This window comes from Mycobacterium sp. IDUB_17, assembly GCF_055419465.1.
Genome location: NZ_JBVAXS010000003.1, coordinates 521,074 through 534,924, shown reverse-complemented (window position 1 = coordinate 534,924; position 13,851 = coordinate 521,074). Strand labels below are relative to the sequence as shown.

Here is a 13,851-nt window from a genome sequence, read left to right as displayed (position 1 = left end):
GGCTTACCCCGGGGCCCCGGTGGGTTCGGGTCCGGCCTCGGCTCTCCTGGCCGCCTTCGCGGCCGCCTCGTCGGCATCCATCCGGTTGGCCTCGGCCAGCGTCGGCGCCGAGCCGCCGAGCCGGTGCGGCACCCAGAACTCGCCGGGCGGATACGGCCCGTAGGCGTCCTGCACCTGGGCCAGCAGGTGCTGCATGCGTGAATGCAGCAGAGCGGTGAGTTCGGCGGCGGGCAGCGTCGGCTGGATCGGCTCACCCACCGCAATGGAGATCGGCACCTTGGGCCGGTACAGATTCTTCGGGCGGCCCTTGGTCCAGATGCGCTGTGCACCCCACACGATGTGCGGCACGATCGGCACCCCGGCCTCGATCGCCATCCGCGCCGCGCCGGACTTGAAGTCCTTGATCTCGAAGCTGCGGCTGATCGTCGCTTCCGGATACACCCCGACCAGCTCACCGGCCTTGAGGTAGTCGACGGCGGCCTCGAACGAGGCGGCCCCGCTGTCGCGATCCACCTCGATGTGGCGCAGGCTGCGCATGATCGGCCCGGTGATCTTGTTGTCGAAGACTTCCTTCTTCGCCATGAACCGGACCTTGCGGCCGCGCTTCTGCAGATAGGCAGGCAAGCCGGCGAAGGTGAAGTCGAAGTAGCTGGTGTGGTTGATGGCCACCACCGCACCGCCGGTGACCGGGATGTTCTCCACCCCGGTCACGTTGAACTTCAGCCCCTGCAGACGCCAGGCAGCCCGAGCGAGTTGTATGACAGTCCCGTACACCGGTTCCACGTGGCCAGCCTAATCCCAGCCCGGATCGGCGCATCACCCAACTCGGGCTAGGCTGGGCGGGCATCAAAGGACTCCATCGAAAGGCTGTTTGTGCAGGTCACCAGCGTCGGGCATGCCGGCTTCCTGATCGAGACCAAGGCTGGCAGCATTTTGTGCGACCCCTGGGTCAACCCCGCCTACTTCGCCTCATGGTTCCCGTTCCCCGATAACACCGGGCTCGACTGGGACACGCTCGGCAACGTCGACTACCTGTACGTGTCGCACCTGCACAAGGACCACTTCGACCCGGAGAACCTGCGCCGCCACGTCAACAAAGACGCCGTCGTGCTGCTGCCCGACTTCCCGGTACCCGACCTGCAACGCGAACTGCAGAAGCTGGGCTTTCATCGGTTCTTCGAGACCACCGACTCGGTCAAACACACCGTCACCGGCCCCAAGGGCGACCTCGACGTGATGATCGTCGCGCTGCGCGCGCCGGCCGACGGCCCGATCGGCGACTCGGGCCTGGTGGTCGACGACGGCGAGACCGTCGCCTTCAACATGAACGACGCGCGCCCGGTGGATCTTGACATGGTGCACACCGACTTCGGTCAGGTCGACGTGCACATGCTGCAGTACTCAGGGGCCATCTGGTACCCGATGGTCTACGACATGCCCGCCCGCGCCAAGGAGTCCTTCGGCGTCCAGAAGCGCCAACGCCAGATGGACCGGTGCCGCCAGTACATCGCACAGGTCGGCGCCACCTGGGTGATCCCGTCGGCCGGGCCGCCCTGCTTCCTGGACCCCGAGTTGCGCGATCTCAACGACGACCACGGCGATCCGGCGAACATCTTCCCCGACCAGGTGGTGTTCCTGGATCAGATGCGGCGCCACGGCCACGACGGCGGCCTGCTGATGATCCCCGGTAGCACCGCGGATTTCACGGGCTCGCAACTGGATTCACTGACCCACCCGGTGGAGGATCCGGAGACCATCTTCACCACCGGCAAGGCCGCCTACATCGAGGACTTCGCCCAGCGCATGGCCCCGGTGCTGGCTGCCGAGAAAGCCTCATGGGCACCCGCGGCCGGCGAGCCCCTGCTGCCCGGGCTGCGGGCGCTGTTCGAGCCGATCATGAGCCAGACCGATCAGATCTGTGACGGCATCGGCTATCCGGTGGAGCTGCAGCTGTCCGGCCCCGAGCACAGCGAGACGGTGGTCCTGGATTTCCCGAAACGTCTTGTGCGCGAACCTATCGCCGACGAGAAGTTCCGTTACGGATTCGCCATCCCGCCCGAACTGGTGCGCACGGTGCTGCGCGACAACGAGCCCGACTGGGTGAACACCATCTTCCTGTCCACCCGGTTCACGGCGTGGCGAGTGGGCGGCTACAACGAGTATCTGTACACGTTCTTCAAGTGCCTGACCGATGAGCGCATCGCCTACGCCGACGGCTGGTTCGCCGAGGCCCATGACGATTCCTCATCGATCACCCTGGACGGCTGGGAAATCCAGCGCCGGTGCCCGCACCTGAAGGCCGATCTTTCGAAATTCGGCGTGGTGGAAGGCAATACCCTCACCTGCAATCTGCACGGCTGGCAGTGGAACCTGGAGAACGGCAAGTGCCTGACGACCAAGGGGCACGAGTTGAGGTGCAGTAAGCAATGACCGCCGCGCCGCGCCAGTACTACGACGACGGCCTGGTCCAGCTGGATCGCGAGGCGATCACCTTGCGGCGCTATCACTTCCCGTCGGGAACGTCGAAAGTGATTCCGCTTCGGTCGATCACCGGCTACCAGGCCACTCCACTGGGATTGTGGATGCAGCGCTTCCGGCTGTGGGGCAGCACCGACCTGCGCCGCTGGCTACCGCTGGATGTGCACCGGCCGCTGCGCTCGACACTGATAACGCTCGACGTGCCGGGCACTTACCCGAAGCCCGCGTTCACCCCCGCCCGCCCTGACGAGTTCGTCGCCCGCCTGGAGGAATTGCTCGGCGGTTAGCGCGCCGAGACGACCTGCCGCAGTTCGGAAGCCGCGCTGGAGGCGCTGTCGTACACCCGAACGATGGCCTCGTCCCCCGGTTTGAGGTAGGTGGATTCGCCCAGTGGTGTGTAGCGGGTGGCACCGATACCGATCAGCACGTTCTCGGGGTGCCCGCTGGCCACCATGAGGGCACCGACGTCCTCCAACGGCGTATCGGCCGAACCCTTCTGATTGGCCAGCCGTTCGACGATCCAGTCCAGCAGGACCTCGCCGTAATACGAGTAGCCGACCAGCGGTGAATCCACCCCGTAGGCGTGCTGCTGGCCGTCGTCCTCGCTCAGGTAGCAGACCAGCCGCATCGTGGCGGTCGGCCCGTCCGGGGTGAGGTCGCTGATCTCGAAGAATTGCGGCGCAACACCTTTGGAGGCCGGCCCCCAGTTCTTCTTGTAGCTGATCTTCGGTGCGCCGGGCCGGCGGATCGAGCAGTCGTTGAAAGCGCCGAGGGCGAACGGCTCCAGCCGCACCACGGTGTCGCCGTTCCACACCACGTGGCAGGCCACCCCGACCTCGGGCTCGATCTGCAGGTTCAGCGGGCCGTCAACCGCACCGGGCTCCGGCAGCAGGATGGCATCGCTGGACAGCGGAAACTCGCCCAGGAAGTCGTCCCGGCCGGGCGCGTACCACGGGAAGATGCCTTTCGGCGCATACCCTTCGGTCACGACCTTGACGAAATCCCCGGCCTCCCCTGCCTGCTCGAGATGGCCGGCGAAGTTGCCGGCCACACCGAAGCCGAACCAGTTACGCACCTCGCCAAGGTCGATGTCGATCATGGCTGCAACCCTACTGTGGCCGCGACAAGCCGGATACAAGTCGCACTTAAGTCCCCGCCTGCAGGCTGTGCTCTCAAGACTTGCGATCCACCAGCCGGGGATCCGTCGAAACCGAGGAGCACCGCCGTGTCGACCGCAACCACTGACGCACCCACCGTCGAACCCCGTCGCGCAGGCGATCCCGAACCGGACCTGCTCGGCATCACCGTGGCGCACCGCGCCATGCTGGCCGACCTGCGCCGCCTGACCGATCTGGCGATCGCGGTACGCGACCGGGACGTGATCTGCACGCCGCGCCGGGTCCGCGCCATCTCCCGGTACACAGAGCTGCTGTGTGACTCGATCCATCACCACCACACGACCGAGGACGCTGTCCTGTGGCCCGTGATCCAGGCCAGTGGGGGCAGCCATCTCGACCTGAGCGAACTGACCGACGATCACGCCGCCCTGGACCCGCGGTTGGACCAGTTACGGGCCCGGGCCGCATCCTTGCGACTGTCGATGGGCGACCGCCAGGTCGCCAGCCTGATGGTCATCGAGCTGGCCGAGCTGTCGGCACTGCTCACCGAGCACATCGAAGAAGAGGAACGCGACGTGTTCCCGCTCATCACCGAGCACGTGTCGGTGGCGGACTGGACGGCCGTGGAGGCCGCCGCCCGCTCGGGCGGCCGGCTGTGGTTCGAGGGTCCGCGTTCGCTGGCCGCGATGACGGATGACGAACGCGCACAACTGATCGGGCAGGTGGGGATCGGTCTGCGGATCGTCCTCGCCGTCGTCGGGCAGCGCTACCGGCGGTTGGAGCGGGCGGTCTTCGGAACGCGAATCCCCCGCGAGATCGAGGTGCTGGGGGAAGCGCTGGAGGAAGAGTGCGACGAAGCGCCCGACGTCAGTCGATGAAGCCCCGGGCCTCCGCGGCCAGCCGGTCCCGCAGCGTCGAGGCGGCCTCACGGTAACCACGTGCTTCGTCGGGGCGGCCCAGGGCGTCGGCAGCGGCGGCGAGCGCCTCGTCGACCGGGCCGACCATCAGGCCGTCGACGCCGAGCCCGGCGATCCGGCCGGAATACGAGCCGAGGTCACCCGCCCGGTCCCGGGCCTCGTCGAGGTCGCCGAGCGCCACCGCGGCGTTGACGCGCAGCACGGTGAACGGAAGCCAGAAGTACGCCCGCTCGATCGGCCGGCGATCCCGCCACAGCTCACGAGCCTCGGTGTCGCGGCCGCGTGCGATCAGCGCGAGCACCGCGGCGTCCAGTGCGGCAACCGACACCTCCTTGTAGAAGAAAACCAGTTCGTCGGCCAGCAGGCCCAGATCCCCGAGGCAGAACTCGCCGGTCACCCGGCCCACCATCGCCAGCTTGGCCCCGTTGGCGGCACCGTTCTCCACCATGCGCGCCGCCAGGTCGGTGTACGCACTCACCGCGTCGTCCAGGCGCCCCGCCAGCAGGTGCATCCGGGCCCGGAACAGGCCGAGCACGCCGAGGAGGTGGACGAGCTGCCCGGTGCCGGCCCGGGCCACCGCGATGTCGACGTGTCGTTTCGCCGTCGCCAGATCGGAGCGATGGCCGGCCGCCAGCGACAGCAGCCAGTGCGCCACCGCTTGATAGTCGGCCTGCTCGGTGGCTTCCGCGGTCCGCAAGAGTTCAGCGGCGGTCGAGTCACGTTCGGCATCGAGGTCGGGCCCCAATGCGCAGTAGGCCCGGACATTGAGCGCGGTGCACAGCAGCCGGCCCGACGCTGCCGGGTCCTCGGCGTAGGCCTTTCGCGCCAGCTCAAGCAGTTCCGTGCTGGTGGCCAGTGCCCCGTCCGGATCGGTGCCCTCCAGTTCCACGTAAAGCGCCTTGAGCAGCCGGATCCGGTCGGCCACTGAGAGTTCAGTGGGCTCTCCGCTTCCGCTACCGGCCAGCACTTGACGCAGCAGCCCGATCATCTGCGCGTCGGACCCGTCGTATTCGCGGTCCCGCCACACCAACGGGGTGTCCCACGCGGTGAGCACCCGGACCGTCAGGTCGTCCCGCGACTTCCCACTCAACAGTTGCAGCGCGGCCTTCATCTCGATGCGCGCCGCGACGGCGTCGCCGGACTGGGCCAGCGCGGAGATCAGCCCGCACCGGGCGTCGATCTCGCCCTCCAGACCGTCGGTGCGGGGCAGCAACCGGCGGCCGGCGGCCAGCTCCAGCATCTGCACGGCGGCACGCCACTGCCGGGCAGCTTCGGTATGGGCTCCGACCGAGTCCGCCTCGCGAGCCGCCTCCGTCGCGAAAGCCGCAGCGGCGACGGATGTTTCGGCCGTCGCCGCGGCGACGGCGTGGTGTGCCAGGGCAGCCGGATCGACCGACCGCCCCGGCGCGCGGAGCAGCTCCAGCGCAGCGGCATGCAACCGGGACCGGCGCAGCTTCGAGGTGTCCTCGTAGAGGGTGTCGCGGACCAGCGCGTGGGCGAACCGCAGCCGACCGGGCTCGGGCTCGTCGAGCAGGCCCAGCAGGACGGCCGGCTCCAGCGCGTCGAGCAGGTCGTCCGGGTCGCTGCGGCCCAGTTCGGAAAGCAGATCGACATCGATGTCACGGCCCAGCACGGCGGCCTGGCGCAATGCCGTGACGGTCGGGCCCGGCAGCCGGGCCAGCCTGCGCCGCAACACATCACGGACCCCGACCGGCACTGACGCCCATACCGCGTCCGGCCCTTCGGCGGCCATCAGCCGGGCCAGTTCCCGGACGAACAGCGGATTGCCGCCGGTCCGCTCCCGCAGCAACCGCAGGGCCTCTCCACTGGCAGCGGTCATCCCGCAGTCGGCGGCCAGAGCGGCGGTGGCCGCCGCGTCCAGCCCGCCGAGATTCAGGTGCGCCGCGGTGTGGACCGCCAGCGCGGCCCGGGCGACCTCCAGTTCGCCACGGTCCTCCGACGGGCGATAGGTACCGATGATCAGCACCGGAAGATCCTTGATCCGGTCGGCCACCAGCCGCAGCAGCTCCAACGTCAGGCCGTCGGTGCGGTGCAGGTCATCGAGCACGACTGCCAGGGGCTGGGATTCGGCCACCGCGCTCAACACGTCGGCGACCGCCTGTCCCAACCAGAACGTGCCCGCCTCGACCGCGGCGCCGTCGTGCAGAAGCGGGGTCAGCGCCTGCCTGCTGTCGTCCGCCGGGGGTCCTGGTTCGATCAGTTCGCGCAGCACCTCGGTCCACGCCCACCCGGCCGGCGCGCCGTGGACCTCCGGACAACGCCCGTGCACGGTCCGCCAGCCCGCAGCGCGCAACCGGCCCGTCGCGACGCCGGCCAGGGTGGTCTTGCCGGAGCCCGCCTCTCCGGCGATCCACAGCACCGTGCTGCCACCGGCGACGACGGCACGCGCGGCGTTGTCGATCTCGGCGAATTCCTCGGCCCGGCCGTAGGCGGCCGCCTCGATCCGATCGGGCGCCGCGACCTCCGGTGCCGCCGGCTGCAGAAGCGGTCGGGACGGCTCCAGGTGGTCGGCCTGACGCAGGATGTCGCGCTCGAGGTCGCGCAATGCCCGGCCCAGCTCCAAACCGAGCTCGTCGACCAGGTGGTCGCGGGTGCGCCGCAACACGTCCAGCGCGTCGGTCTGGCGTCCGGTCCGATACAGCGCCGTCGCCAGCACGGCAGCGGCGCCTTCCCGGCCGGGACGCTCGCGGACGTGCCGTTCCAGCGCCGCCACCGCGGTGCCGTACCGGCCGAGTTCGACCTGCGCCGCGGCCTGGGCTTCCACCACGGCCAGCCGGAGCTCGGTCAGGCGGGCCACTTCGGGCGCGGCCCACAGCGCGTCGCCGACCCCCGCGAACGGATCTCCCGACCAGCCTGCCAGCGCCTCGTCAAGCAGCCGAACCCGCTTCTGCGGATCCGTTTCCTCATACGCCGCAGTGGCTTTGGCCTCGAACAGCCAGGAGTCGACGGCGTCGACGGGCAGTCGCAGGCAGTATCCCGGTGCGGCGCTGACCAGGATGCGGGCCGGTGCCCGACGCTGCCGCCCGGGCTCGAGAGCCCGGCGCAGATGCGAGACGTAGACCTGCAGGGCCGACAACGCCTTGGGTGGCGGCTCGCCCTCCCACAGATCGTCGATGAGCCGGTCGACGGACACCGTGTGGCCGTGTGCGGCCACCAACCTCGCGAGCAGGGCTCGTTGCAGCCGCGCCCCCAGATCCGCCGGATCCTCACCGATCCAGGCCTGCACCGGGCCGAGCACCCTTACCCGTACCGGGTCCTCCACAGTCATCCCCCCGGGCTGTGTGGTTACTTACCGGGCTCCAGCACTGCGGTGCCGACGAACGGCACCAGCGCGTCGGGGACGCGCACGCTGCCGTCGGGTTGCTGGTGGTTTTCCAGGATCGCCACCAGCCAGCGGGTGGTGGCGAGCGTGCCGTTGAGGGTCGCGGCGGTCTGCGGCTTGCCGTTCTCGTCGCGGTAGCGCGTGGCCAACCGTCTGGCCTGGAACGTCGTGCAGTTCGAGGTGGACGTGAGCTCCCGGTAGGTCTGCTGGGTGGGTACCCACGCCTCGCAGTCGTACTTGCGCGCCGCCGAAGAGCCGAGATCGCCTGCGGCGACGTCGATCACCCGGTAGGGCACCTCGATGGCCGCCAGCATCTGCCGCTGCCAGCCCAGCAGCTTCTGGTGCTCGGCCACGGCGTCCTCGGGCTTGCAGTAGATGAAGCCCTCGACCTTGTCGAACTGATGCACCCGGATGATGCCGCGGGTGTCCTTGCCGTAGCTGCCCGCCTCGCGCCGGAAGCACGACGACCAGCCGGCATATCGCTTCGGGCCCGCCGACAGGTCCAGGATCTCGCCCGAGTGATAGCCCGCCAGCGGCACCTCCGAGGTGCCGACCAGGTACAGGTCGTCGGCCTCCAACCGGTAGATCTCGTCGGCGTGTGTGCCGAGGAATCCGGTGCCCGCCATGACTTCCGGGCGCACCAGCACCGGCGGGATCATCAGCGTGAAACCGTTCTGCACGGCCACCTGGGTGGCCAGCTGCAGCAGGCCCAGTTGCAGCAGCGCACCGTGCCCGGTGAGGAAGTAGAACCGCGAACCCGACACCTTCGCGCCGCGTTCCATGTCGATCAGCCCGAGCGACTCGCCCAGCTCCAGATGGTCCTTGGGGTTCTCGATCGCCCGCGGCTCGCCGACGGTGTCGAGCACCACGAAGTCGTCCTCGCCGCCGGCCGGCACCCCGTCGATGATCACGTTGCCGATCGCCATATGGGCTGCGGTGAAGGCAGTCTCGGCCTCGGCCTGAGCGGCTTCGGCGGCCTTGACCTGCTCGGCCAGGTCCTTCGCCTGCTGCAGCAGGGCCGGACGCTCCTCGGGTGTCGCCTTGCCCACCAGCTTGCTGGCGGCCTTCTGGTCGGCGCGCAGGTTGTCGGCCGTCGAGATCGCGGCCCGCCGCGCCGTATCGGCCTGCAGCAGCGCGTCGACGCGCGCCGGGTCCTCTCCGCGGGCCCGTTGCGACGCACGGACGGTGTCGGGATTGTCGCGCAGCAGCTTGAGGTCGATCACGGGCGCAACCCTACTTTTTGAAGTGCGGCGACGTACATCTGAGGTGGTCGATGACGTGACCCCACCCGAGGGCGGCGGCCGCCGGCCACAACCTCGCAACATTACAACCGCATCAGTTGTCACAGGGCCTGACACGCCTGTCACAATGGAGGGCAATGTTGGAAGCACCCGAGCACCCCGAGCAGCCCGAGAGCGGGGTCCTGCTCGCCGAACCTCTGCCGGAAGAACATCCCGCAAGGGACCACTGGTGGCAGAGCCTGGCAGCCGCGTCGACGCGACGTGCGCTGCTGTTGACGGCGCTCGGCGCACTGCTCATCGCCGGCCTGATCACCGCGTTGCCCCGGAGTGAGGGGTCCAACTCCGGACCGGGGGCGATCGCCCTGGGCCCCCGCGGCAACGACACGTTCAATCACGTCAAGCGTGGCGACTGCCTGAACTGGCCCGGCCGCAACCCCGACGCCGCACGCATCGTCGACTGCAAGGACAACCATCGCTTCGAGGTCGCCCAGTCCGTCGACATGCGCACGTTCCCCGGCAGCGAGTACGGGCCCGGCTCCCCGCCACCGACGGTGGACCGGATCAAGCAGATCAGCCAGGAGCAGTGCACCCCGTCGGTGCGCGGCTACCTCGGTCCGAAATACGACCCCAACGGCAAGTACACGATCGGCCTGCTGTGGTCGGGCGAGAAGGCCTGGAAGCAGTCCGGCGAGCGGCGCATGCTGTGCGGCCTGCAGTTGCTCGGTCCTGGCGACAGCCAGTTGGAGTCCGCGGGCAACGTGTCCGACGTCGACCAGTCGAAGGTGTGGGCCGCAGGCACCTGCCTCGGCATCGACGCCGCCACCAACCAGCCCACCGACGTCCCGGTCGATTGCGCGGCGCCGCACGCCATGGAGGTCACCGGCGCGGTCAACCTCGGGGAGAAGTTCCCCGGCGGGCTGCCTTCGGAAGGCGATCAGGACAACTTCATCAAGGACACGTGCACCGCGCAGACCGATGCCTACCTGGCCCCGGTCCAGTTGCGCACCACCACGCTGGCCCTGAGCTACAGCACGATCTCGCTGCCCAGCTGGTCGGCCGGCAGCCACCAGGTGTCGTGCAGCATCGGCGCCACGCTGGGCAACGGCGGGTGGTCGACGTTGATCAACAGCGCCAAGGGCCCGCTGATGATCAACGGGCAGCCCCCGGTCGCGCCGCCCGACATCCCGGAGGAGCGGCTCAACATGGAGCCCATCCCGATGCCGGATGTCGACGAGCCGTCGTCGTCGAGTTCGTCCGGGTCGTCGTCTTCGTCCGGGTCGTCCTCGTCCGGATCGTCAGGATCGGGCTCATCGGGTTCGTCCGGGTCGGGTTCGTCCGGGTCCTCGGGGTCATCGGGCTCGTCGTCGAGCGGCCAGCACCTGCCGCAATCCGCGACCACTGCGGCGCCCGCCCCCACGCAGGCCAACACGTTCAACCCGCCGCCGCCCGAGCAGGCCGCGGCCCCCGCGCCCGAGCAGGCTCCGGCACCCGCGCCCGAGGGTGCGGCCCCGCCCGCCGGGCCGCCGCCGGGTGAGCCGGCGCCCGTACCGCCGGGGCCGTAACCCGTGCCGGTGCGGATGAGCTCGCAGCGGTTCGACGAGTTGGTGTCCGACGCACTCGACCTGATCCCGCCGCGGTTGGCCGCCGCGATCGACAACGTCGTGATCCTGGTCGAAGATCGCGATCCCGAGGAGCCCGAGATCCTGGGCCTGTACCGGGGAGTCGCGCTGACCGAGCGGGATTCCTGGTACGCCGGATCTTTGCCGGACACCATCACCATCTACCGCGAAGCCCTGCTGGATTTCTGTGACAGCGAGGCCGACGTGGTCGACGAGGTGGCGATCACGGTGATCCACGAGATCGCGCACCATTTCGGGATTGACGACGATCGGCTCCACGAACTGGGTTGGGGCTAAGCGGCTAGGCGCGGCAACCGCGTTTTGTCGGCCCGCGGTGCTATCAACGGGCTATGACCATCCAGTGCCGGGAGTGCGCAGCCGGTCTGGAGCATTGCCACGGCACCGTGATCCACCACGTCCGGTACCGCGCGGAATGCACCGACGACACCTGCACCACCCCGGAAGCAGCACATACGTTCAGCCTCGACTGTGCGGCGGTGGGCTGCACGTGTGCCGATGAGAGCGCACTTGCGAGCCGGCGGTACGCCTAGCCCATCGGGTCGGCCTCGGACGTCACCGCGTCGCTGACCGGTGTGGCGTCGAGCTCCGGGTAGAACGGCGGTGTCACCGCCGCCCACTGCACACAACTCCAGCGCCCGTCGGTGATCGGTGCCAGCACGATCGATTCGGTGTTGGCCAGATGATGGTCGAGGGCGAAGCCGCTGTCGACGCCGGCCAGCACGGCGGCCACCAACCGGATCGCCGCGCCGTGACTCACCAGCACGATGTCGCTGTGGAAGTCGTGGTCGTCGAGGTAGCGCAGCCGCAGTTCGGTGAGCACCGGCACGTACCGGGCCAGTACCGCCTCGGCGCTCTCGCCGCCCGGCATCGGCACGTCCAGTTCGCCCCGATGCCAGCGTTCGTAGATCCGGTTGAACTCGGCGACGGCGTCGTCGTCGCTGCGGTCCTCCAGCTCACCGACCTGAACTTCGTGGACCCCTTCGAATTCGAATGGGACGAGACCGGTTTCGGTGCCGATACCGGCCGCCGTCTGCGCTGCGCGCCGAGCCACCGAGTGGGCCAGGATCGACGGACGCGCACTGAGCGTTCCGGCGAACCGCCGGGCCTGGTCGTGCCCGAGGTCGGTCAGCTCGGCACCGGGCGGCCGGGTGTCCAGACGCCGCGCGACGTTGCCGTGGGACTGCCCGTGCCGGACGAGTATCAGCCGTCCGCTCATGAGCCGCCCGTCCCGTCACGTAAACCCGTCAACCACCGTGTGGCCTCGTCCAGACGCGGCGGGGGCGCACCCGCGCTCGCTCCGGTCGGCCAGGAACCCAGATATCGCACATTGGTACAACGTCGGTGCAGCGCTTTGAGTGCCTCGGCCACCGAATCGTCATCGATGTGTCCGACACAGTCGAGGAAGAACATGTACGTGCCCAGCTCGGTTCTGGTGGGCCGGCTTTCGATCCGGGTGAGGTCGATGTCGCGGATCGAGAATTCGGTCATCGCGGTGACCAGCGCGCCTGGGACGTTGTCCAGGCGCAGCACCACCGAGGTGCGGTCGGCACCGGTGGCCGACGGCGGTACGCCGGGCGCACCGACCAGGACGAAGCGGGTTCGAGCGTTGGCCTCGTCGACGACGTCGGCGGCCAGGATGTCCAGCCCGCAGCGCTCAGCGGCCAGTCGGGTGCTCACCCCGGCGTCGGCGTTGCCCTCGGCGACCTGGTGGGCGGCCGCGGCGTTGGAGGTTGCCGGCACGATTTCGGCGTCGGGCAGGTTGGCGGCCAGCCACCGCCGCACTTGGGCGAGCGCCACCGGGAAGGCGGCCACGGTCTGCACCGGCCCGCTGTGCCCGGGGCGGGTCACGATGGTGAAGGCCACGTCGAGGGTCAGTTCGGCGTAGATCTGGAGCGGTTCCCCCACCGCCAGGCTGTCCAGCGTCGGCAGCACCGACCCTTCGATCGAATTCTCGATCGGAACACAGGCGTAGTCGGCGCGGCCGTCCCGGACCGCGGCCAGCGCGCCCGGGGTGCTGTCGGTCAGCACGGGGGTGAAGCCGGCTTTTCCGTCACCGGCGGCCGCCTGCAGACCGGGCACCATCTCGTGGGCCACCATCTGCAATAACGCCACTTCGGTAAAGGTTCCCTCCGGCCCGAGGTAGGCGATGCGCGGCACATCCCAACCCTATCGGGTCGGCGCGGGTGCGATCGGTTGATGACGGCCCCGCCGGTGTTTCACCGGAGCCCTTGCCCGCACCGTAGCGTCCAGTTAAGTTAGGCTTACCTCACTTAATCACCTCACCTAGTTTCGAAGGCGGCGAGATGGCCATAGCGACACCGACGACAGCCGAGCGGATCCGCAGTGCATGCGCACGAGGCGGCGGCGCCATGCTCGCGGTCGAGGGCATCGAACCGGTCGCCTCACCCGTTCACCACCTGCTCGACGACGGGTCCTTCGCGATCACGGTCCCCGAAACCGGCCCGCTGGCGGGCGTGGCGATGTCAGCCGGCTCGGCCGGGGTCCAGGCCGTGCTGGAGATGACCGACTACGCCCCGCTGCCGCTGCGCGAACCGGTGCGTTCCCTGGTGTGGATCCGCGGCCGCCTGCACCATGTGCCGTCGGCGGAGGTCGCCGTTCTGCTCGATCTGGTCGCCGCGGAGAACCCGAATCCGGCCCTGCTGCAGGTGAACTCCAGGGCCCGGTCGGGCGCCGAACAGGATGACGACAACTACACGCTGATGCGCCTGGAGATCGAGTCCGTGGTGGTGGCCGACTCCACCGGCGCCGAGTCGGTCGGCCTCGGGGCCCTGCTGCAGGCTCGCCCCGATCCGTTCTGCGCGATGGAATCCGGCTGGCTGCAACACATGGAGTCCTCTCACCGCGACGTCGTGGAGCGCCTGGCCACCCGGCTGCCGATGACCCTGCGCCAGGGCCGGGTCCGCCCGCTGGGCCTCGACCGCTACGGCGTGCAACTGCGGGTGGAGAACGAACACGGGGACCACGACGTGCGGCTGCCGTTCCCGAAGCCGGTCGACGACGTGACCGGGCTGAGCCAGGCCATCCGGGTACTGATGGGCTGCCCGTTCCTCAACGGCCTGCGCGCGCGCCGGATCTGACCCGCGCGATCCGCCC

At 69.2% G+C, this 13,851-nt stretch carries 13 protein-coding genes; 7 read left to right on the top strand and 6 right to left on the bottom strand.

Annotation, left to right across the window (positions count from 1 at the left end):
• Positions 1-3: 3 nt before the first annotated feature.
• On the bottom strand, positions 4-783 hold the full coding sequence (locus ACZYZ7_RS15570) for a lysophospholipid acyltransferase family protein (RefSeq protein WP_450071450.1): 780 nt from the start codon (positions 781-783) through the stop codon (positions 4-6).
• A 90-nt stretch (positions 784-873) separates the two neighbouring features.
• Here ACZYZ7_RS15570 and ACZYZ7_RS15565 point away from each other — a divergent pair, with 90 nt between their 5' ends.
• The gene (locus ACZYZ7_RS15565) at positions 874-2,430 is read left to right on the top strand and encodes a Rieske 2Fe-2S domain-containing protein (protein WP_463741266.1); all 1,557 of its coding nucleotides are present in this window, start codon (positions 874-876) and stop codon (positions 2,428-2,430) included.
• The gene (locus tag ACZYZ7_RS15560; protein WP_135459444.1) at positions 2,427-2,765 is read left to right on the top strand and encodes a hypothetical protein; all 339 of its coding nucleotides are present in this window, start codon (positions 2,427-2,429) and stop codon (positions 2,763-2,765) included. Before ACZYZ7_RS15565 ends, ACZYZ7_RS15560 begins: the two co-directional genes overlap by 4 nt.
• Here ACZYZ7_RS15560 and ACZYZ7_RS15555 read toward each other — a convergent pair.
• Positions 2,762-3,577 (bottom strand): DUF5718 family protein, encoded by an 816-nt coding sequence (locus tag ACZYZ7_RS15555; protein ID WP_135459445.1) that lies wholly within the window; start codon positions 3,575-3,577, stop codon positions 2,762-2,764. The genes ACZYZ7_RS15560 and ACZYZ7_RS15555 overlap by 4 nt on opposite strands.
• Before the next feature lie 126 nt (positions 3,578-3,703).
• On the opposite strand from ACZYZ7_RS15555, the gene ACZYZ7_RS15550 reads away from it, so the two are divergent.
• Positions 3,704-4,474 carry a hemerythrin domain-containing protein gene (locus ACZYZ7_RS15550; RefSeq protein ID WP_286175199.1) on the top strand — a complete coding sequence of 257 codons (771 nt, stop codon included), beginning with the start codon at positions 3,704-3,706 and terminating at the stop codon, positions 4,472-4,474.
• On the opposite strand, the gene ACZYZ7_RS15545 is transcribed toward ACZYZ7_RS15550, so the two are convergent.
• Both ACZYZ7_RS15545 and serS read right to left on the bottom strand, forming a co-directional pair.
• A complete protein-coding gene (locus ACZYZ7_RS15545) occupies positions 4,464-7,802 on the bottom strand; it encodes a BTAD domain-containing putative transcriptional regulator (protein WP_463741265.1) in 3,339 nt (1,112 codons plus the stop codon). The two genes, ACZYZ7_RS15550 and ACZYZ7_RS15545, sit on opposite strands and share 11 nt — an antisense overlap.
• A gap of 17 nt (positions 7,803-7,819) precedes the next feature.
• Complete coding sequence (gene serS / locus ACZYZ7_RS15540) at positions 7,820-9,079, bottom strand: serine--tRNA ligase (protein WP_463741264.1); 1,260 nt, start codon at positions 9,077-9,079, stop codon at positions 7,820-7,822.
• Positions 9,080-9,234: 155 nt separating this feature from the next.
• Between serS and ACZYZ7_RS15535 the strand changes: the two genes are divergently transcribed.
• Genes ACZYZ7_RS15535 through ACZYZ7_RS15525 form a run of 3 tightly spaced genes read left to right on the top strand, consistent with a single transcriptional unit; the run spans position 9,235 to position 11,267 of the window.
• Positions 9,235-10,659: a septum formation family protein gene (locus tag ACZYZ7_RS15535; RefSeq protein WP_463741263.1), complete on the top strand. Its 1,425-nt coding sequence runs from the start codon at positions 9,235-9,237 to the stop codon at positions 10,657-10,659.
• Positions 10,660-10,662: 3 nt separating this feature from the next.
• Positions 10,663-11,013 (top strand): metallopeptidase family protein, encoded by a 351-nt coding sequence (locus ACZYZ7_RS15530; protein ID WP_463741262.1) that lies wholly within the window; start codon positions 10,663-10,665, stop codon positions 11,011-11,013.
• A gap of 53 nt (positions 11,014-11,066) precedes the next feature.
• On the top strand, positions 11,067-11,267 hold the full coding sequence (locus ACZYZ7_RS15525) for a hypothetical protein (RefSeq protein WP_450071457.1): 201 nt from the start codon (positions 11,067-11,069) through the stop codon (positions 11,265-11,267).
• Here ACZYZ7_RS15525 and ACZYZ7_RS15520 read toward each other — a convergent pair.
• Positions 11,264-11,953: a histidine phosphatase family protein gene (locus ACZYZ7_RS15520; protein WP_450071458.1), complete on the bottom strand. Its 690-nt coding sequence runs from the start codon at positions 11,951-11,953 to the stop codon at positions 11,264-11,266. The two genes, ACZYZ7_RS15525 and ACZYZ7_RS15520, sit on opposite strands and share 4 nt — an antisense overlap.
• Complete coding sequence (pheA, locus tag ACZYZ7_RS15515; protein WP_135459452.1) at positions 11,950-12,894, bottom strand: prephenate dehydratase; 945 nt, start codon at positions 12,892-12,894, stop codon at positions 11,950-11,952. Before pheA ends, ACZYZ7_RS15520 begins: the two co-directional genes overlap by 4 nt.
• 146 nt (positions 12,895-13,040) lie before the next feature.
• Between pheA and ACZYZ7_RS15510 the strand changes: the two genes are divergently transcribed.
• The gene (locus tag ACZYZ7_RS15510) at positions 13,041-13,835 is read left to right on the top strand and encodes a DUF2470 domain-containing protein (protein WP_463741261.1); all 795 of its coding nucleotides are present in this window, start codon (positions 13,041-13,043) and stop codon (positions 13,833-13,835) included.
• Positions 13,836-13,851 lie beyond the last annotated feature (16 nt).